Source organism: Vibrio sp. S/42/10, assembly GCF_029890535.1.
Lineage (GTDB): Bacteria > Pseudomonadota > Gammaproteobacteria > Enterobacterales > Vibrionaceae > Vibrio > Vibrio cyclitrophicus.
Genome location: NZ_JAKMZC010000006.1, coordinates 71,537 through 92,369, shown reverse-complemented (window position 1 = coordinate 92,369; position 20,833 = coordinate 71,537). Strand labels below are relative to the sequence as shown.

Below are 20,833 nucleotides of genomic sequence, written 5' to 3'. Positions count from 1 at the left end.
TTATCTAAGCAGAAAACTACTTATCTTTAGGCTTTTCATTGTACATTTCTTCGATTTCGTCTTGATACTTATCGTTGATAACTTTACGACGCAATTTCTGAGTCGGTGTCAGTTCACCATCATCCATAGAAAATGCTTTTGGCAGCAGTTTGAATTTCTTTACTTGCTCAAACTTAGCCAGTTCTTGCTGTAGGTTATTCACACGTTTCTCTAGCATCTCGATAATTTGGTGATGCTTAACAAGCTCAACGCGGTCATGATATTTGATATTAAGCTCTTTGGCATACTCTTCTAGAGAGTCATAACAAGGAACAATCAGAGCTGAAACGAATTTGCGTGTATCAGCGATAACGGCTATCTGTTCGATAAAATGATCTTTACCAATCGCGCCTTCAACCACTTGTGGGGCAATGTACTTACCGCCAGAGGTCTTCATCAATTCTTTGATACGATCAGTAATGAACAGGTTACCATTTTCATCAAAATGACCCGCATCGCCGGTTTTCAGGAAGCCATGCTCGTCAAACGTGTTAGCGGTCTCTTCTGGCATCTTGTAGTAACCACGCATCACCATTGGACCACGAACAAGAATCTCGTCCTTAGCACCAATTTTTACTTCAGCACCCGGCATCGACATACCAATCGAATCAGGGTTAAAACAGCGGTCATCCCAGCACGATACTGTTGCCGTGGTTTCTGTCATGCCGTAGCCAAGTTTTACGTTGATTCCGATAGCATGGAAGAAGCGACCAATGGTTTCATCAAGCTTCGCGCCACCACATGGCATGAAGTTGATATTACCGCCTAGCAGAGCTCTCAATTTAGATAGCACAAGTTTATCGGCTAAAGCATGACTCTTCTTCAGCATAAACGATGGAGTACGACCTTCTTGGTGACAAACAGAAAGCTTTGCTCCCATGTTCACCGCCCAAGTAAACAGCACCTTACGGATAAACGGTGCTTTTGATACCTTCTCGTGAATCGCTGAGAAAATCTTCTCGTAGAAACGTGGAACTGCACACATTACTGTCGGTTTCACATCGCTTAGAGCATCACGCACTTGCATCGTGTCTTGTAGGTAACAGTTGGTTGCACCTTTATAGAGGGCATAGAAAGTCCAAGCGCGCTCAAACACATGTGACAAAGGTAAGAAACACAGTGATACATCATCTTTAGTCAAGCTGAGACGTTCATCGTGACCTTTTAATTGATAGCCAATATTGGTGTAATCAAGCATCACACCTTTTGGTTGGCCTGTCGTGCCAGAGGTATAAATAAGGGTCAGTAAGTCATCCATGCTTGCATCAGCCAAACGAACGTCAAGTTCAACTTGTTGAGCTTCAACACCACGTGCCATGAAATCTTGCCACGATACGGCAAAGCTGTGTTCTTGAATGTTGATATCATCAGACATCGCCACAACAACTTCCAGCTGTTCGCACTCTTCAAAGAGGCTAACCGCAGCATCGAATTGAGCTTGCTCACCAACGAATAAGATCTTCACATCCGCATTTTGGATAATGTAAGAAGACTGCGCAGCAGTATTGGTTGGATAAATCGGCACAGTGACAAGACGAGCCTGCAAAGATGCGAAATCTGCCACAGTCCACTGAGGCATATTGTTGGAAAAGATACCGATCTTATCTTGAACTCTCAATCCTTGAGCCAATAGTGCTAATGAAAGCGTATCGATCTGCTGTCCAAACTGCTCCCAGCTAATACCTTGCCATACATTGTCGACTTTGTGCTTCAAAGCTGTACGGTTGCCGCCTTGGGCAATTTGGTCACGAAGTCTTTTTACGATATGAAAATCTAAATTGGCCATCTCTTTACCTTTGGCTTACACCTGTAAGCTTTTTTGAGCGCACAAGTGTACCTCCGATCATAGAAAAGGCAACTGACGAAGCTCAAAGTTATAAGTAATAGTACGTCTCACGCTAAGTTTTCTATCAACAAAAATAGCAGGTACAAAAAAGCCCTAAGCCAGACTCCCAGCTCAGGGCTTATAAATCATAGGGATTAGTGTCTAGTTAAGTGCCACTACTTCGCCACAGATCATCATTAACTGATCTCGTAACCAAATGTGTCCTTTATCCTTTTCACTTGATTCGTGCCAGCTTAGGAAGCCTGAAATTGCCGCATTATCGAATGGGAAATCTAGAATCTGAAGCTGCTCTTTATTTGCTGCATGTTCTACCATCCAACGAGGTGCAATCGTCACTAATTCAGATTGACCAACAACGTAAAGAACGTTGCTCAAGCTCGTACCTTCGTAGAAAGGCGTGCAATCTAGGTCACGGTAAGCTTGCTCAGAGAAGCTACGTTGACCGTGAATACGAGACAATTTTGCGTGCTTTTCATTCAACAACTCAGTTGCTGAAACTTCACCATTAATTCGAGGGTGAGAAGCAGAAGCAACCACAACCAATTCATCTTGGAAGATCTCAGTGCTTGAGAAACCTTGCTCATCAAAACGAGCGTAATCAATCACGAAGTCGATTTCTTGGTAACGCATACGCTCAGAAAGCTGACGATCGAACTCTGCATCCATATGCAGCTTAACGCTAGGTGCTTGGTCGTTGATTGTCGACATAATCTTAGGAGCAAAACGCATATCACAAGGGCTACAAATCGCAAGTTTGAACAGGCGAGAAGACGACTCTGGCGAGAACACAGAACTTGGTAGTTCGTTGCGTACTAACTGCAGTGCTTGGCGGATTGGGCCAAACAGTTGACGAGCACGTTGAGTTGGTTGAATACCACGACCTTGACGCATGAATAGTTCGTCGTTAAACATCACTTTTAGACGAGCAACAGCGTTACTTACAGCAGGCTGAGACATGCCCAGGTTGTGAGCTGCACGTGTAATGTTTTGCTCTTGCATAACTGCATCAAATACAGTCAAAAGATTTAAGTCGACTCCACGAAGTGTGCTTTCCATTCTGTAGCTTGCAATTGCACTCATTGCGTCTTTTTTCTCTAACATTCAAGTTGCCTCTAGTCGCTTCGACAGCGTTAAATTGGTAATGGTATGGCAATAGATAACCACTAATTCTTATATTTACCAGACCGATACTTTTCGGATTGCCATTACTATTAACCAATACATCTCGAGCTACCAACAAGATTGATAAAGAATAATTTAATTTTACCTTAATGATTAAATAACATTTTAAAATCATGCATTTATGGAGTTATAAAAAAACATAAAATAAGACATTTATGAGTTTCATTTCGACTTATTTAGCTGTTCTATCGTTCAGTTACATTTGTTACAATTTATTGAACTCATGAATTGTTTAGCTAGTTAATTCAAAAACTCCACTTATGAATCAGGTTAACGATGCATAACTAGGAAAATCCACCTTATCCCAAAGCTGTTTACTTAAGGCATCTTGGTCAGACCAATTCCCCGCTAAAACCCACTCAACGAGTGCACTTGCCACGTCGGGATAGGTCACTATTTCTGCCTGTTTTTCATTGAGCCAGCTACGTAAAATAGCCGCATCTAAAAAGCTCATCGTTTGTGCCAACCCCAGGGCTTCTAGCGTGGCGACATTGCTCTGTTGTTCGAACTGCCCATCAAGCGGTTTGAGAAGCAACTTTTTACCCAAAGTTAAGGCTTCTGATGGCAATTCGAAGCCACCGTTAGCGACCACACCAGAGCACTGATTCAGGTCAAATTGGAAGCCTGCATGACTGAGTGGTTTGAACTCAATATTTTCGACTCGACTGTGCTCAATAACATTGGGGTGATAACAGATAAAATGATGAGAAATGAACTTCATCAACAACTCCGAAATCGCCTCAAGATCTTCAAACGGTAAATAAACCAAAGTGAAATTTTGTGGCGCTGTCGTTTGTTCATGGTGAGTCAGCGTGTGAACTATAGGAGGTAATATGGGTTGCTCAAAGTGATACCAATGAAGACCAATAGAGTGCTCTGTTGGCGCGAAGTACTGAATCACTGAATGTTCAATCCAGTTTCCTCCTTCTTTAGGCACATCGTAGCGGAACGCATTTTGGTGGCTTATGCCAATACATGGTACACCCTGTCTCTTAGCCGCCCATGCAGTCACAGGTTCAAAGTCATTAAGCACTAAGTCATAAGGCATCAAATCGATCTGGTTAATTTCACGCATAAATCGCCAGATATTATTCTTGATGAATGTTTTACCGTACTTAACCTGCCCTTGCTCACTGAAAAAAGTTAAGCCATCGCGGGTTTGATAGTTCCCAAACTCTTCCATTGAGAAGTACTTGCTCTCATCTCGTCCTGAGAATAGGAAGTCGACATCGATATTTTGTTGGCGAAAAGCCACCGCCATTGCTCTTGCACGAGCGATATGACCATTCCCTGTACCTTGTACGCCATATAATATTTTCATGGGTGTTCCTTTAGGTTTGAGCTTAAGCTCGGCAACGACTGACAAAAGTGATTACAAAATGAAGCTGATGGCTAGGCTAGTACAAGCTATCCCCAAGACAGCGCCAATTAGCACATCCGTTAAAAAGTGCACACCAAGCAAGATTCGCGATCCCGCAATCGCTGCAGCCCAAATCAAACTAAAGAGATACAAGCTTGGATAGAAATGTCCGATTAAAGTCGCCATAACAAAAGCAGCAGCCGAATGTCCAGATGGAAGGCTGTATTTGTCAGATGGAACGATATGGGAGTAAAGCAGTGAAGAGAATTCGGCTGGTCTGCGACGCTTGAGGGTATTTTTGGCAAACCAGTAAATAGGTAACTCGATTGCAAAGGCAGTTAAGCCCACCAAGAGAAAATCTCGGCCAGCATTGCTATCCACCAACAGCGCGACCAGAGCAATCAAAATGTAAAGGTGTCCATCTCCGGTATGAGATATCGCTTTACTCAGCGTTGCATGTTGCCCGCTATAACGACTCTTCAAACAGAAAACAGAAAATGCCACATCCCAGCGGACAATAGGTTCGATAGTACGCATACGATCTCCTTAACAATCCTTATTCAGTTAAGGCTCAAGTTATGCCTCACAAATGACAGTTAAGTGACGTTTTGAATGAAGTAAAATGAAATTTGTTCTAGAGACTGTGTTGCCACTGGACCATCCGAAAGGCCAAGGATGTACACGAAGAATCGCACCCAGCAAGTTAACCCAGATAGACAAAGACTCAACCAATAAAAAAGCGACACTAGGTCGCTTTGTTTTAAATCGATTTCGCTCCTTTATAAAGGAGTCAATACAACGTCTATAATTCGAGTGGCTCGTGCTTTTTCACTAAACCAAAGTCCGCCAGTATCGCGTAAGCCGCCGGAATCATAAACAGCACTAGCAAGGTCGAAGCAAAAATACCAAACACAATTGATATCACCAGCGGTTGGATAACCTGAGCCTGCAAGCTGGTTTCTGTTAGCAGTGGTAGCAAACCTGCTGCTGTGGTCATTGAAGTCAAAAATACTGCTCGGAAACGCTCGCGACTCGCTTTCACCACTGAGTCATGTACGCTATCGCCTTCATCGACGTGATGGCGAATGTATTGCACTAACAAAATCGAATCATTGACCACGATTCCGGCCAGCGACACAAAGCCCATCATGCTTGGCATACTCAAAGCGTGCCCAAGTATCCAGTGACCAACAACCACGCCAATAAAGGCGAGTGGAATGGCTAACATCACGACCACAGGCTCTAAGTAGCTTCGGAACTGATAGCTAAGAATCGCAAACACACCGAATAAGCCGAGTAAGAACCCTTTACCCATTGATGCTCCTGTCTTAGCGGCATCTTTGGCTTCACCTTCAAAATCAAAGCGCAAGCCTGGGTATTTTTGAACGAGCTTGGCTGCTTCATCTTTTTGGAACTGAGCCAAAATCGCCGACGAGCTCGCCTTCTTATTATCAATATCACCAAAGATGCTGATAGTTCTCAGTCCATCAATACGCTGAATTCGCACGTAGTTACGTTGGAAATCTAATGTCGCCAACGTTGCTAACGGGATCTGACTGCCGTCGGCGGTAATGATCGGGAAGTTAGCCAGCTGCTGTATGTCGCCCGCTTGTTCCTTATCAAGACGCACCTCTATCGAGATATTCTCAACACCGATTTGAATCTCATCCGCCGTTTGCCCGAAGAATGCAGCACGCAACTGAGAAGCAATCATCTGCCCATTCACATTGTAGGTTTCGGCTCCTGGGCGCAGCTTCACTAAGATCTCCTCTTTACCCATGCGCATGTCATCGAGAACACCATGCACGCCATCAAACTGATTGAGGTATTCCTGAATATCCAAAGAAGCCGATTTCAACGCTGCAAGATCATCATGTTTAGCGCGGATCTCAATAGCACGACCGCCAGGCCCCATGGTGGGTTGTTTAAAAACTAACGAGATAGGATCTGCCAAGTCACCGATATCTTCTCGCCATGCATCAATGAAATCATCGATCACCGTGTTTCGACTTTCTGCACCACGCAGATCTAAACGGACAGTCGCGAGATGCGGTCCAGATTCACTGGCATCAGCATTAGCATTAAATTGGCTCGTGATGTGTTCCACCAACTCATTGCCCTCTTCGACCTCTTCACTCCACCGCACGTTCAAACGCTCAGCAGACGCGACTATTTTATCGACGACTCTCTCGGTTTGAGACAATGACGCACCCGGCGGAAGAATGATACGCGCTTCAGCAATGTCTCCATCCAATTCGGGGAAAGGTTGGAACTTAACAGCACCACCCGCAATCAAGGCAATAGAAAGCAACAACAGTGTCAGCACTCCGCCCATAAATGCATAGCGGAACGTCACGACCTTCTCGACCATGTTCATCAAAGTTGTATTGCGGAAGTTCTCAAATTTTTCAAGCAACACTACTTTGAAGCGCAGCGCTGGCTTATCATTTTTTTCTTTGTGTAATGAATGAGATAAGTGATTGGGTAAAATAAGAAACGCTTCGATTAAACTCAGAGACAACACCAAGATAAGTACCTGAGGCACCGCTTTAAGCACCGCGCCCATTTCCCCATCAAGGAATAGTAAGCTACCGAAAATACACACCGTGGTTAAAAAAGAAGATAACACCCCGGGGAGCACTTTCTTAACACCGTTGTACACCGCATCATCAACGTTTTGCCCCCTATCTAAATGGGAGGCTATCGATTCGGCAATCACGATGGCGTCATCCATCATAATACCAATCGCCATTAATAAGCCGACCAGTGACATGATGTTGATCGATAGGCCAAGGTTCGCCATTAAGAACAAGCCACCAAGGAAGGCTACGGGCAAACCTGCCGCAACCCAGAATGAATATCGCAAACTGAAGAACAACCACATAGTAGCAAACACCAGCACAATACCTTGCCAGCCGTTGCGTACCATCATGGTTAGACGATCCCAAAGTACCGATGATAGATCATTGGTCATTTGTAGCGTCACGCCATCGGGTGCAATCGTGCTTTGATCTTCCACGAATCGAGTAACGTTCTCTTTGATTCGTAGCGCATCATCTTCTTTGTTTTTACTGATCTTCAATAGCGCAGAAGGCTTACCATCAAACAGAACCTTCTGTTCATCCAGTTCAAAGCGATCGGTGATCTTGGCAATATCCCTCAAACGGATCACTGAACCATTCGGCGCAGAACCCACCACGATACTCTCTAATTCAACCGGAGTGATGCGTCTCTCATCAAAACGAATCAGGAAGTTTTTGTCTTGCGTTTCAACATTGCCGCTCGGTAGCTTTACATTCTGACGACCGATTTGGTCCGCAATATCACCGACACTCAAACCTAACTGACGAATGGCTTGGGTATCCAGTTCCACACGATATTGGTGATCCGAGAATCCACTGACTTCGACCAATGAAACGTCGTAATCGAGCTTCATGGTACGTTTTAAGTCTTCCGCATAGGCCTTAAGTTCCGGCCATGACGTTTCTGCTGTAATCGCGATATCAACAACCGGTTCATTCCAATCTAGCTCTTGAACAACCGGAGATTCAATCTCGCTCGGAAAATCATTGATCGAATTGATCTGAGTTTGCACGTCCACCAGCATTCGACCGATGTCTGCTTTCTCATTGAGCTTCAAAATTAAACGCGCACTGCCTTCAATCGCCTCACACTGAGTTTCTTCAATGTTGGCTAGGCCATCAACAGCATCTTCCATTCGTACACATAAGCTCTCTTCCACTTCTTGTGGGGAAGCTCCGGGATAAACAATGGCCGCCATGATGTAAGGTGGGTCGTAGGCAGGGAAAGTCTCACGCTTAATGGTTGATAATGAGGTTAAGCCCATAATCAACAACCCAAGCATCAACAGGTTCGCTGCTGTTGGGTGCCTAGAGAAAAACTTGATCATGACGCACTCTCCTGAGTATCAGGTTCAAGTGCCACTTCTTTTGAGCCCGATTCTTTGAGTAACATGCCTTCAATGGCTGGTAATAAGTCATTGAGAACCAGTTTGTCGCCCGTTTGAAGCTCCCCGTTCACAACCACTTGGTTGTCTCTACGATAAAGCACTTCAACATTCACCATTTTCAGACGAGAGTTATCGTCCATTAGATAAATTTTGTCACCATGTAGCGCTCGTTCAGGCAACACCCAACTTAGATTTGCTACACCTTCAATCTCAGCTTTTACAAACATACCGTTGACCAAAGGGGTCGCATTGCTTGGCTGCAGTTGTGAATAGTCTTGAGCGATCTCGAGAATAATCCCCGCCGTCGCTTGGTTTTCATCAACGGTTTCACTAATTCTCGCTACCTTTGCAGGCCAGCTCAGATTCAAACTGCCACTATTCAGTTGAACACTCGCTTTGATCGGTGCTTGGTCAGGGGTTGGAATTCCAGCAGCATCGCGAGGGAATTGAGTAAAACTTGAAGCTAAAGTTTGCATGTCGTGAATAGAAAGTTGTGCCTCAACTTCCATAATATTAATCCCATGAGCAACAAACATTTCTTGCTGAAGATTAACTACTTGGTTTTGTTCGATATCGACTTGAGCAATTCGCATCGCTCTTGGCAAAGTGATGGTCGTCTTATCCAAAGAGCGTTGTGCCTCTTTCACCTTAGACACGTTGACCTTAATCACGGCCTCCGCGACGCGTTTTTCATCAGGCATCAAGGTAATTTGGTTAGCAATATCTAACACTAACTTCTGTTGAGACAACGCGCTTTGTTGTTGGAGGTCGACATCCGATTGAGATGTCAGCCCTTTCTTACGCAGGTCTTGTTTACGTTGTAGCTCTTTATTGCTGATCACCAAGCGATTCTTTTCGATCTTTAGAGTCTGATTCAGGTTGTCTTCTTCTTGATTCAATTTTGCTAGCGAAGTTTGGCTTGATTTAAGATCCGCTTCCGCTTGTATCAGCTTCAGCTCGTAATCCAAAGGATCAACCTTGAGTACAACCGTCCCTGCAGGGATCACTTGGCCTTTATCAAGATCCGGATGTCGATACACAATCTGTCCTGTCACCTCAGCAATCGCTTTCCATTCGACTTTTGGCACCACTTTGCCAAAGCCAACCGCTAATGGCGCTATCAGTTGCTGTTCTAAGCTTAGAGTTTCCACTAAACGAGCTCGGTCACCCGCAGGTTTAGTTGGAAGATCCGGCTTCAAATTAATCGCAACCACCAAACCAATTACACCAACTGCCAACGCTGGAAAAAAGAGGAGTTTTTTACTTATTTTCATTATCTTGGTTCCTGCAAGGTCGAAGTGCTCTCTACATTAATAAAGCCTTCGGTCATCAATTGGATGTTGTGTTCGATTAAACGATTTAGAAACTCTTCATTAAGCTCAATACCATGAATCGCTAGTAAAGGAGGTGGTGCAATAAAGGGGAAAACCATCAAGCTTATATACGAAACACGACACAGTTTTGGATCCATGCTTTGTTTCAATATTCCCTGTTCAACAAGCTTTTCAAAAATGACGTCTTGCGCCGGTTTGGCAACATCGAGGAAGACCTTTTCGAGCAACTCTCTTTGCACTTCCGATGGCGGCATATTCATTACCTGGGCAATCAAGCGAGGAAAATTGGGCACTTTAACCATCTCTTTGTAGTAAGTCCGCATTAAATCGAGAAAGTTCTCATGACTGCTTTCTTCAACTAACTTCTGCATTTGTAGCTGCATCGGACGAAGCGTTTCCCGCAGCATCGCCTCGAACAACCCCGCTTTATTACCGAAGTAATAACGGATCATGGCAATGTTTACTCCAGCACGCTCTGCAATTAGGCGTGTCGATACTTTATCGTAGGATTGAACAACGAACAGATCCCGAGCGTGTTCAATGAGTAGTTGCCGCACATCAAGGTTCTGCTGAGGTCGCCCGGCTTTACGTACTGTCATTGCTTTGACCTGCTCTATAATTAATCGTTTGATTAATTATAGAGATAAACAAGCACAACTGTAGAAGATTAATTACTCATTATTTAATCAATTGATTAATTAATTTCGCCGCACATTCGATTTTGCTGGTGAATCGTTCCAACAAAAAGATTTACTACAAAGTTTTAACCTATACATAAGCCAATCGATAAACTAACCCGCCAACACAAAACCAACAAACAAATGAATAAACCAACATAATGGACAAAAACAGCATAAACCAAACAAAAACACCAGCGATGCACACTGATATTGGATTTTCTTGTTTGACGCTTAGAATAAATTGCGGTAAATATGGTGTTAACAGTTTATTTACGGATATTTGTGTAATGATTTTTTCTTCTTCTCGACTGCTGAAACTTCTCCTTATCGTGAACCAATCGCGCGGGTAAGTTGTGGGTCAAGAACTACACAAATATTAAAACCCGCGCTGAGCGGGTTTTTTTGTAACTGGCACTTTTAAAAGAACATCATTCTTAATAATAATTTGGATAGCAATCGATTCATTATCGATATAAGGAAGCACCCATGAACGATCAAGTAATAATTTTTGATACGACCTTACGTGACGGCGAGCAAGCATTGGCTGCAAGCCTGACAGTAAAAGAGAAGTTACAGATCGCTTACGCTCTTGAGAGACTGGGTGTAGATGTTATCGAAGCTGGCTTCCCTATCTCTTCTCCAGGTGATTTTGAGTCCGTACAAACCATCGCTAAACACATTAAAGGTAGCCGTATTTGTGCGCTTTCTCGTGCCGTTGCAAAAGATATAGACGCCGCTGCAGAAGCACTAAAAGTAGCTGACCAGTTCCGTATTCATACCTTCATCTCAACATCAACGGTTCACGTACAAGACAAATTACGCCGTAGCTACGATGATGTCGTAGAGATGGCAGTGAAAGCAGTAAAACATGCACGTAACTACACCGACGATGTTGAGTTCTCTTGTGAAGATGCTGGTCGCACCCCTATCGACAACCTATGTCGTATGGTTGAGGCCGCGATTAACGCAGGCGCAAAAACCATCAACATTCCAGACACCGTTGGCTACACAGTACCGAATGAATTCGGTGGCATTATCCAAACACTATTTGATCGCGTACCCAACATCGATAAAGCAATCATCTCTGTTCACTGTCACGATGACTTGGGTATGTCGGTTGCTAACTCAATCGCTGCCGTTCAAGCTGGTGCTCGACAAATTGAAGGCACAATCAATGGTATTGGTGAGCGTGCGGGTAACTGTTCTTTAGAAGAAATCGCAATGATCATCAAAACTCGCCAAGAGTTTTTGGGGGTTCATACCGGCTTAGATCATAAAGAGATTCACCGTACAAGTAAGTTGGTGAGCCAGCTTTGCCACATGCCAATTCAAGACAATAAAGCTATCGTCGGTGCCAACGCATTCAGTCACTCTTCAGGTATTCACCAAGATGGCATGCTTAAGAATAAGAACACTTACGAGATAATGACACCTGAGTCTATTGGCTTGAAAAACAAGGCATTGAACCTAACAAGTCGTAGTGGCCGAGCGGCTGTTAAGAGCCACATGGACGCAATGGGTTATAAAGATAATGAGTACAACCTAGATTCATTGTACGAAGACTTCTTGAAGCTAGCTGACCGTAAAGGTCAAGTATTCGATTACGACCTAGAAGCATTAATGCACTTCGCCAATCTACGTGACGAAGATGACTTCTATAAACTTAACTACCTAAGCGTACAATCTGGTAGTGTTATGTCTACCACCAGCATCAAATTGCAATGTGGTGATGAAGAAAAATGCGAAGCGGCTGTAGGTAACGGCCCTGTTGATGCTTTATACCAATGTATCTACCGCTTAACGGGTTACGAAATTGCATTGGATAAATTCGACCTTACTGCAAAAGGTGAAGGCGAAGATGGCTTAGGCCAAGCGGATATCATTGCGAATTATAAAGGCCGTAAGTACCACGGCACAGGTGTTTCAACAGATATCGTTGAAGCTTCTGGTCAAGCGTTACTGCATGTTATCAATAGTATTCAACGTGCAGACACTATCGCTGAAATGAAACAACAAAAATTCGCAACAGTTTAATACCCAATAACAGAGCCCTAGAGCCGATGTTGTTGGCTTTAGGGACAAAATTTAAAACGAGCCAAACCGCTCAGTAACAAGAATTAAAGGATTAACATGACAGATAAATCATACAAAATTGCCGTACTACCTGGTGATGGCATTGGCCCAGAAGTAATGCAGCAAGCACACAAAGTGCTAGACGCGATTGAAAAGAAGCACGCGATTAGCTTTTCTCGTGAAGAGTATGATGTTGGTGGTATCGCCATTGATAACCACGGCTGTCCACTTCCAGAAACGACAGTAACAGGCTGTGAAGAATCTGACGCAGTACTATTTGGCTCGGTTGGCGGTCCTAAGTGGGAACACCTTCCACCAAACGATCAACCAGAGCGTGGTGCCCTACTTCCTCTACGTAAGCACTTCCAACTGTTCTGTAACCTACGTCCTGCGCAAATCCACAAGGGTTTAGAGTCTTTCTCTCCTTTACGCGCTGACATTTCAGGTAATGGTTTCGACATCGTTGTTGTTCGTGAACTAACCGGCGGTATCTACTTCGGCCAACCTAAAGGTCGTGAAGGCGAAGGCGCAACTGAGAAAGCTTTTGATACAGAGGTTTACCACCGTTACGAAATCGAACGTATTGCAAAGATTGCGTTTGAATCTGCACGTCTACGTAACAAAAATGTTTACTCTATCGACAAAGCGAACGTTCTGCAGAGCTCTATCTTATGGCGTGAAGTGGTTGAAGAGATCGCAAAAGATTACCCAGATGTCACGCTAAACCATATGTACATCGACAACGCGACCATGCAGCTAATCAAAGATCCATCTCAGTTTGACGTAATGCTATGTTCAAACATCTTTGGTGACATCATCTCTGATGAGTGTGCAATGATCACAGGTTCGATGGGTATGCTTCCTTCTGCAAGCTTAAACGAAAGCAACTTCGGCCTATATGAACCAGCAGGTGGCAGCGCACCAGATATCGCAGGTAAGAACATTGCAAACCCAGTCGCGCAAATTCTTTCTGCAGCACTAATGCTTCGTTACAGCCTAGGCGAAGAAGCAGCAGCACAAGACATCGAAGCAGCGGTATCGAAAGCACTTTCTGCAGGCGAGCTAACGGCAGACCTTGCAGGTAAGAACCAAGCACTGACTACCTCAGAAATGGGTGACAAGATCGCTGAGTACATCTTAGCTTCATAAGCGAGATGCTTAGATTAGAAGCAAGTACATAAGAATAATATCAAGCCAAGTCTGCTTAAACCGCATGACTTGGCTCGAAACAAACACTGGGACTGATGCTCCCAAGGAAGAAAAGCTATGTCGACAAACCAGCAAGCAAAAACCTTATACGAAAAAGTTTATGACGCTCACGTTGCAGTTGCAGCGAAGGGCGAAACGCCAATTCTTTATATCGATCGCCACTTAGTCCACGAAGTAACGTCGCCACAAGCCTTTGATGGCCTGCGTGAAAAAGGTCGTAAAGTTCGCCAAGTAGGCAAAACCTTCGCGACCATGGATCACAACGTATCGACACAAACCAAAGACATCAACGCTTCTGGTGAGATGGCTCGTATCCAAATGGAAACGCTATCGAAGAACTGTGAAGAGTTTGGTGTCACGCTTTACGACCTAAACCACAAATACCAAGGTATTGTGCACGTAATGGGGCCTGAGCTAGGTATTACTCTGCCGGGTATGACCATCGTATGTGGTGACTCACACACGGCGACACACGGTGCATTTGGTTCATTAGCATTCGGTATCGGTACTTCAGAAGTAGAGCATGTTCTAGCGACTCAAACGCTAAAACAAGCGCGCGCTAAAACCATGAAGATCGAAGTAAAAGGCAAAGTCGCAGAAGGTATTACAGCCAAAGATATCGTACTGGCGATCATCGGCAAGACAACAGCTGCAGGCGGAACAGGCTATGTAGTTGAATTCTGTGGTGAGGCAATTACAGACCTTACAATGGAAGGTCGTATGACAGTATGTAACATGGCAATCGAGCTAGGCGCGAAAGCGGGTCTAATCGCTCCAGATGCAACCACATACGAGTACATAAAAGGTCGTAAGTTCTCTCCAGAGGGCGAAGACTTAGAAGCGGCAATCGAATACTGGAACACATTGAAAACCGATGCTGACGCAGAATTCGATGCAGTTGTCACGCTAGAAGCAGCTGAAATCAAACCACAAGTCACTTGGGGTACTAACCCAGGTCAGGTTATTTCAGTAGACACACCAATCCCAGCACCAGAAAGCTTCGCAGATCCTGTTGAAAAAGCATCGGCTGAAAAAGCGTTGGCTTACATGGGGCTAGAAGCAGGTAAATCTCTATCTGAATACAACGTCGATAAGGTCTTCGTGGGTTCTTGTACTAACTCTCGTATCGAAGATATGCGCGCAGCCGCTGCGGTAGCGAAAGGCCGCCAAGTAGCGAAACATGTTCAAGCATTGATCGTTCCGGGCTCAGAGCAAGTTAAAGCACAAGCAGAAGCTGAAGGTTTAGATGTAATCTTTAAAGAAGCCGGCTTCGAATGGCGCTTGCCAGGTTGTTCTATGTGTCTTGCAATGAACAACGACCGCCTTGGTCCACAAGAACGCTGTGCTTCTACATCAAACCGTAACTTTGAAGGTCGCCAAGGCCGTGATGGTCGTACGCACCTAGTTAGCCCAGCAATGGCAGCCGCAGCAGCAATCGCTGGTCACTTTGTCGATATTCGTGAACTTTAATTAGAGGATTTAACATGTCAGGTTTTCAACAACACACCGGATTAGTCGTTCCTCTAGATACGGCCAACATCGATACGGATGCGATCATTCCAAAGCAGTTTCTACAGAAAGTAAACCGCATCGGTTTTGGTAAGCACTTATTCCACGATTGGCGCTTCCTAGATGATGCAGGCCAACAACCAAACCCAGAGTTTGTAATGAACGCTCCTCGCTACAAAGGTGCTTCAATTCTCCTCGCTCGTGAAAACTTCGGTTGTGGTTCATCTCGTGAACATGCACCTTGGGCGCTTGCTGATTATGGTATTCAAGTGATGATCGCGCCAAGCTTCGCAGACATCTTCTATGGTAACTCGATCAACAACCAAATGGTGCCAGTTCGATTGACTGAGCAAGAGGTAGATGAGCTATTCCAATTCGTAGAAGCGAATGAAGGCGCTGAAATCACTGTTGATTTAGAAGCGATGAAAGTCAGTGCTAATGGTAAAGAATACTCGTTTGAAATTGATGAGTTCCGTCGTCACTGCTTACTGAATGGTTTAGACAACATAGGCCTTACACTTCAGCACGCCGATAAAATCTCAGAATTTGAAGCAAAGATTCCTAGCTTCCTGAAATAAAGAACCATGAAATAGCACAGTCTAGAAATAGAGTAAGCGTTTTCAATAACACCTAAAGGTTGGCCCAGTGCCAACCTTTTTTATTCGATTCAACTTCTTCATTTAACTCAACTCTGTGGTTTAACTGAAGAGCTATGAAAGAAAATAGTAAGCCACAAGGTCTTAGTAGTCAGTCATCAGGAGAATGCCATGAAACAACTACTTGTTATTATCAGCCTACTTTTCTCAACCTTCGCGTGGTCTGCGCCTAAGTCCGAACTTTGGCCTTACTGGAATCAAAGTAATGAAGCCAACTCTGAGCAAGTTTCTCATCAAGATTGGCAACAATTCCTCGATAACTATTTAGTAAAACAAGGTCAACACGCCTTAGTTAGATATCAAACGGTGAGTTCTTCAGACAAAACCAAACTGAAGCAGTACATAAGCCGACTTGAACAGATTGACCCTCTCGACTATCCAAAAGCTGAACAGTATGCCTATTGGGTTAACCTATACAATGCAGTGACTGTTGATTTGATTCTTAATGCATACCCAATTAAATCTATCACTAAGCTCGGCGGACTATTCAGTTTTGGACCTTGGGGAGATGATGTAGTTGCAGTTAATGGAAAGACACTGACACTCAATGATATCGAACATCGAATTTTAAGACCGATTTGGCAAGACCCTCGCACTCATTACGCGGTGAACTGTGCAAGTCTAGGTTGTCCTAATCTACAATCTCAAGCATTTACTTCTGATAATACAGAAATGTTGCTAGAACTCGCTGCAGCTGAGTATATCAATAGTGATAAGGGTGTATTGGTTAACAACAACCAGCTTCAATTGTCATCGATTTACGAATGGTTTGCTGTTGATTTTGGCAACCAACAACAACTGATTAAACACTTAGATAAATACAGAACAAAGCCGGTAACGTACACGGGGAAAATAAGTTATGACTATGATTGGTCACTTAACCAAGCAAACTAGTTCTAACGCGAGAGTTAATCACTAAAGCTAAACAAAAAAAGAGGCTAGAGGTTTTATTAACCACTAGCCTCTTATCAATTCTTTGACCGTATATCCACAATTAAAAGTTTGAGTCTGGTTGCTGTAAGAACTCAACTTCCTCAGGAGTCGAAGTTCGACCTAGTACTTCATTGCGGTGGGGGTAACGACCAAAACGCTCAATGATCATCTTGTGCTTAAACTCAAAATCAAGGTTATTCTCTAGCCCTGTCTGGGAAAAAAGCAGCACCGCTTGTTCATGCATCAGCAAAGATTCGCTGTGCATATAAGGCATGTAGAGGAAGCTTTTCTGTTGTTGATTGAGTTGGTGATCAAAGCCACTCGCTACCGCTTCTTGAGCTAGAACCAACGCCATAGGATCTGCAGTAAACGCATCTGGACTATTTCTACCAAGATTCCGAGAAAACTGGTCAAGCACGATAATCTCAGCCAAGCGACCCTCTGCTGTCTGACGCCATTCAAATAACTCACCTTGAATGGCGGCTTTGTGCAGTTCAGAAAAACGAGACGCTATCAAAGCGTCAATCTCGGCGCCGCCAGTAAACCAATCTTTAGGCGTCAATTCATCGAACCAAAACTCTAGAACATTCTGATACGTTAACGTCATATAATTCCCTTTAATAAAAAACCGAGTAACTTTGTTATTACTCGGTTTGGTGTTCGATTACTTAAAACCTTTGACCTTCTTTATCAGGTCATAAGCATTTTGAATTTCTTGCGATTTTTCTTTCGCAACATTCATCATCTCAGGCGGTAAGCCCTTCGCCATCAGTTTATCTGGGTGATGCTCATTCATCAATTTACGGTAGGCTTTCTTCATCTCTTTACCATCAGCACTTTCACTCACACCAAGAACCTTATATGCATCGCCAAGCTGGTTCTGTTGCGAAGCCTGTTGCCAACCTGATGATTGCCCATGGCCTTGATGCCCCCCAAAGCTTCCACCTTGCTGTTGGAAACGGAACGCTGCTTCCTGCATCTGCAAGCGGCGCTCTAGTTGCTCTGCCGAAAACCCTAGGCCTTGAGCTATCTTATGCAGAACCTGACGCTCACTCGGGTGCAAGCTTCCATCAGCAAACGCAGCAGAGACTTGTAGCTCTAAAAAGAACTGCAAAAGATCAAAACGACCACCCGATGAGATTTTTACACGCTCAAGTACGTCGCTCAGAGGGAAGTCGCTCTCTTTTCCATCTCGGAATGCATCTTGCGCCGCTTTGCGCTGTTCGCCATGCAGGTTCATGCGTTCCATCATGGTAGAAGCGAGTTGAATCTCTTCCGGCGTTACCTGCCCTTTCGCTTTAGCAACGTGCCCCATAACCGCAAAGGCGGATTTAAAAAACTCGTTCTGTCTTTCTGCTTGGCTTGGACCTCGACCAAAACCAGAACTATTGAAACCAGATTGGTTCAATCGGCGAGCTTTATCGAATTGGTGCCCTAAAAATAGGCCAAAAACTAAACCAAGCGGCCCTCCAAATAGAAAGCCAAAAAAAGCGCCCAAAATTTTGCCAAATATTTGCATTATGTGTTCTCTATCTATGAATTTTGTCTGAGTAATGCTGTCTGATGATGCTGAATGCTAATATTTCCTTTATCATAAGGAAAATGGTTTATTAATTGGATTGATACTAGATCAACCCTTCATCTAGTGACACAGGATAGTTCAACTTCATGCAATGTTTTTCCCGCACCTTGTTAGCCGCGTCGATAACGACAGCGTTATACGTGTCGACAACTCAAGCTGAAACAATTACCGATAGTAGTGTGCAGGAAATGCCCTCTATAGATCAATGCTTGATCGAGCCCGCTGCAGAAAACGAGACACAGCTACCCGCTCATGTTGAGTCAGATCGCTTAGAAGCTATCAATGGTGACAAAGCAATATATTCAGGAGATGTAAGAGTTACGCAAGGAAATAAAACCATTCTTGCTGACAATGTAACTCTACACCAACAAGAAAACATCGTTGTAGCTGAAGGCAACGTAAACTTTAGTGATGGTCAAATCAAGTCAGTGTCAGACAGAGCAACGAATAATCTGACTACAGATGAAATGACGCTAGAAAATACCGATTACGAATTTCTTTGCGAGCCAGGGCGCGGTAATGCAGTCTACGTATCTAAGACGGGCAAAGCAGTTTATGAAATCGAAGACGGTTCCATTACCTCTTGCCCTATTGGCGACAACGCCTGGCGCCTAAGAGCATCAAGTATCAGCGTCGACCAGAACGAAGAACAAGCTACTTTTTATAATCCACGCTTTGAGATCCAAAGTGTCCCTGTTTTTTACTTACCGTATTTAACCGTACCAGTCGGTGATACACGTAAAACCGGTTTCTTGTATCCAACCGTGTCATACGGTTCTAGCGATGGTTTTGAAGCGGAGATTCCTGTTTATTGGAACTTAGCTCCAGACTACGACTTGGAAACCACCTTCAAGTATATGCAAGAGCGTGGCACTCAACTTAACAGTAAATTCAGATACTTGAGTGACTTCGGTTCAGGCAGCCTCGAGTCTGAATATTTACCAGACGATCAAAAGTACACAGACAAAGGCGATCGTTGGGGTTTCCAACTAGAACATTCAGGAATATTTCAGCAATCTTGGTTGTTCGAAGTCGATTACTCTAAAGTCAGTGATATTGATTATTTTACGGATATGAGTTCAGGAATCGGTAGTCGTGAAGACGGACAATTACTTCAAGAAGGGCAAGCAACTTACCGTTCTCAAAACTGGGATGCATCAGTATTGGTCCGAGACTTCCAAGTCCTCACAACAAGTAATAACTTGCCTTATCGCTTAATGCCACAACTTGAGTATAACTATTATGCTCCTGAGGTGATGGATTACCTAGACTTCGATTTAATCAGTCATGTTTCATTATTCGATACAGACGCCTCGGGCAAGCCATCCGCAACTCGTGTCCACGTTGAACCTGGTATTACGATTCCTGTCGGCAACACCTGGGGTACGTGGACAACAGAAGCTCGATTACTTGGAACTTATTATCAACAGGATCTTGATGGTGTTGACACTGGTTCTGGTTCCGATTACGAAGGCCTAGAGGAATCGGTAAGTCGAGTGATTCCTGAGTTTAGAAGTCACGCTGGTATCGTTCTAGAAAGAGATACCAAGATAGTCAACAACTACACTCAAACACTCGAGCCACAAGTACAGTACCTGTATGTTCCCGAACAAGATCAAAGCGATATTGGCCTTTACGATACAACGCTACTACAGACCGATTACTACGGCCTATTCAGAAGCCGTAAATACAGTGGTGTAGATCGTATTGCAGCGGCAAACCAGATAAGTTATGGCGCGTCATCTCGATTCTTTGATGACGAATATAAAGAACGTCTTAATATCTCTTTTGGTCAAATTTTTTATTTCGACAAAGACACAAAGCAAGCTCTGAGCAGCAGCGAAGACTCGGGCGAAAAAACCAATTATTCATCTTGGGCTATTGAAATGGACTTCAACTACGATGATTATCTGTTCTACCATGGTGGCGTGCAATACGACATTGACTCAGCTTCAATGCAACTTGCCAACAGTACACTTGAATACCGCTTTGCTGGTGGTTATATACAAACCAACTATCGCTATGTTACGGAAGAATATATTGAGGATAATGTAGGCGAAAGTATCGATGTTGGGTCAATAACTCGTGATGGTATCTCTCAAGCCGGTTTGCTTGGTGCTTATCAAATTTCGCGGAAGTGGAATGCCAGTGCTCAATACTTCTATGATTTAACGACACAAGAGAATCTAGAGTGGTTGGCTCGCTTGAACTATAAATCGGATTGTTGGTATATCGGATTTACGTATAGCAACCAGTTGACAAATAATATTAGTGATCCAAATACTACACCTGAATATGAAAATAACTTTGGTGTGAATTTCGGTATTGTTGGCTTTGGTACTAATCTAGGCTCTGATTCAGGCGCAGTTGGGGATAGTAGTTCAGACAACTCTCTAAGTTACGGTCGCCCATTCTTCTTAAATAATTAATTCTCTTTATTGATAAAACATCAGTAAATTT

At 43.9% G+C, this 20,833-nt stretch carries 15 protein-coding genes; 6 read left to right on the top strand and 9 right to left on the bottom strand.

The window, feature by feature from the left end:
• Nucleotides 1–16: 16 nt before the first annotated feature.
• From L8S15_RS09130 to L8S15_RS09100, 7 genes are all read right to left on the bottom strand, one after another.
• Entirely contained in the window at nt 17–1,825 is a 1,809-nt protein-coding gene (locus L8S15_RS09130) for a long-chain fatty acid--CoA ligase (RefSeq protein ID WP_016790936.1), read from the bottom strand.
• A 201-nt stretch (nt 1,826–2,026) separates the two neighbouring features.
• Nucleotides 2,027–2,986 carry a transcriptional regulator LeuO gene (gene leuO / locus L8S15_RS09125; RefSeq protein ID WP_010434501.1) on the bottom strand — a complete coding sequence of 320 codons (960 nt, stop codon included), beginning with the start codon at nt 2,984–2,986 and terminating at the stop codon, nt 2,027–2,029.
• 346 nt (nt 2,987–3,332) lie between these two features.
• Entirely contained in the window at nt 3,333–4,388 is a 1,056-nt protein-coding gene (locus L8S15_RS09120) for an MJ1255/VC2487 family glycosyltransferase (RefSeq protein ID WP_016767771.1), read from the bottom strand.
• 51 nt (nt 4,389–4,439) lie between these two features.
• Entirely contained in the window at nt 4,440–4,964 is a 525-nt protein-coding gene (locus tag L8S15_RS09115; protein WP_010434498.1) for a phosphatase PAP2 family protein, read from the bottom strand.
• Between the two features lie 265 nt (nt 4,965–5,229).
• The gene (locus tag L8S15_RS09110; RefSeq protein WP_280572775.1) at nt 5,230–8,337 is read right to left on the bottom strand and encodes an efflux RND transporter permease subunit; all 3,108 of its coding nucleotides are present in this window, start codon (nt 8,335–8,337) and stop codon (nt 5,230–5,232) included.
• The gene (locus L8S15_RS09105) at nt 8,334–9,671 is read right to left on the bottom strand and encodes an acriflavin resistance protein (protein WP_010434494.1); all 1,338 of its coding nucleotides are present in this window, start codon (nt 9,669–9,671) and stop codon (nt 8,334–8,336) included. The genes L8S15_RS09110 and L8S15_RS09105 overlap by 4 nt, the downstream gene beginning before the upstream one ends.
• Nucleotides 9,671–10,330 (bottom strand): TetR/AcrR family transcriptional regulator, encoded by a 660-nt coding sequence (locus L8S15_RS09100; protein ID WP_280572772.1) that lies wholly within the window; start codon nt 10,328–10,330, stop codon nt 9,671–9,673. The genes L8S15_RS09105 and L8S15_RS09100 overlap by 1 nt, the downstream gene beginning before the upstream one ends.
• A 567-nt stretch (nt 10,331–10,897) precedes the next feature.
• Here L8S15_RS09100 and leuA point away from each other — a divergent pair.
• From leuA to L8S15_RS09075, 5 genes are all read left to right on the top strand, one after another.
• The gene (leuA, locus tag L8S15_RS09095) at nt 10,898–12,445 is read left to right on the top strand and encodes a 2-isopropylmalate synthase (protein ID WP_010434490.1); all 1,548 of its coding nucleotides are present in this window, start codon (nt 10,898–10,900) and stop codon (nt 12,443–12,445) included.
• Between the two features lie 96 nt (nt 12,446–12,541).
• Nucleotides 12,542–13,633 carry a 3-isopropylmalate dehydrogenase gene (leuB, locus tag L8S15_RS09090; RefSeq protein ID WP_010434488.1) on the top strand — a complete coding sequence of 364 codons (1,092 nt, stop codon included), beginning with the start codon at nt 12,542–12,544 and terminating at the stop codon, nt 13,631–13,633.
• A 117-nt stretch (nt 13,634–13,750) separates the two neighbouring features.
• On the top strand, nt 13,751–15,163 hold the full coding sequence (gene leuC / locus L8S15_RS09085; protein WP_016767777.1) for a 3-isopropylmalate dehydratase large subunit: 1,413 nt from the start codon (nt 13,751–13,753) through the stop codon (nt 15,161–15,163).
• 14 nt (nt 15,164–15,177) lie between these two features.
• A complete protein-coding gene (gene leuD, locus L8S15_RS09080) occupies nt 15,178–15,780 on the top strand; it encodes a 3-isopropylmalate dehydratase small subunit (protein WP_010434463.1) in 603 nt (200 codons plus the stop codon).
• A gap of 189 nt (nt 15,781–15,969) precedes the next feature.
• A complete protein-coding gene (locus tag L8S15_RS09075) occupies nt 15,970–16,752 on the top strand; it encodes a DUF547 domain-containing protein (RefSeq protein WP_010434460.1) in 783 nt (260 codons plus the stop codon).
• Between the two features lie 100 nt (nt 16,753–16,852).
• Here L8S15_RS09075 and L8S15_RS09070 read toward each other — a convergent pair whose 3' ends face one another.
• Complete coding sequence (locus L8S15_RS09070; protein ID WP_280572764.1) at nt 16,853–17,398, bottom strand: DUF924 family protein; 546 nt, start codon at nt 17,396–17,398, stop codon at nt 16,853–16,855.
• Between the two features lie 57 nt (nt 17,399–17,455).
• The gene (gene djlA, locus L8S15_RS09065) at nt 17,456–18,310 is read right to left on the bottom strand and encodes a co-chaperone DjlA (protein WP_280572762.1); all 855 of its coding nucleotides are present in this window, start codon (nt 18,308–18,310) and stop codon (nt 17,456–17,458) included.
• A 149-nt stretch (nt 18,311–18,459) separates the two neighbouring features.
• Between djlA and lptD the strand changes: the two genes are divergently transcribed.
• Nucleotides 18,460–20,802: an LPS assembly protein LptD gene (lptD, locus tag L8S15_RS09060; RefSeq protein ID WP_081323873.1), complete on the top strand. Its 2,343-nt coding sequence runs from the start codon at nt 18,460–18,462 to the stop codon at nt 20,800–20,802.
• Nucleotides 20,803–20,833: the final 31 nt, after the last annotated feature.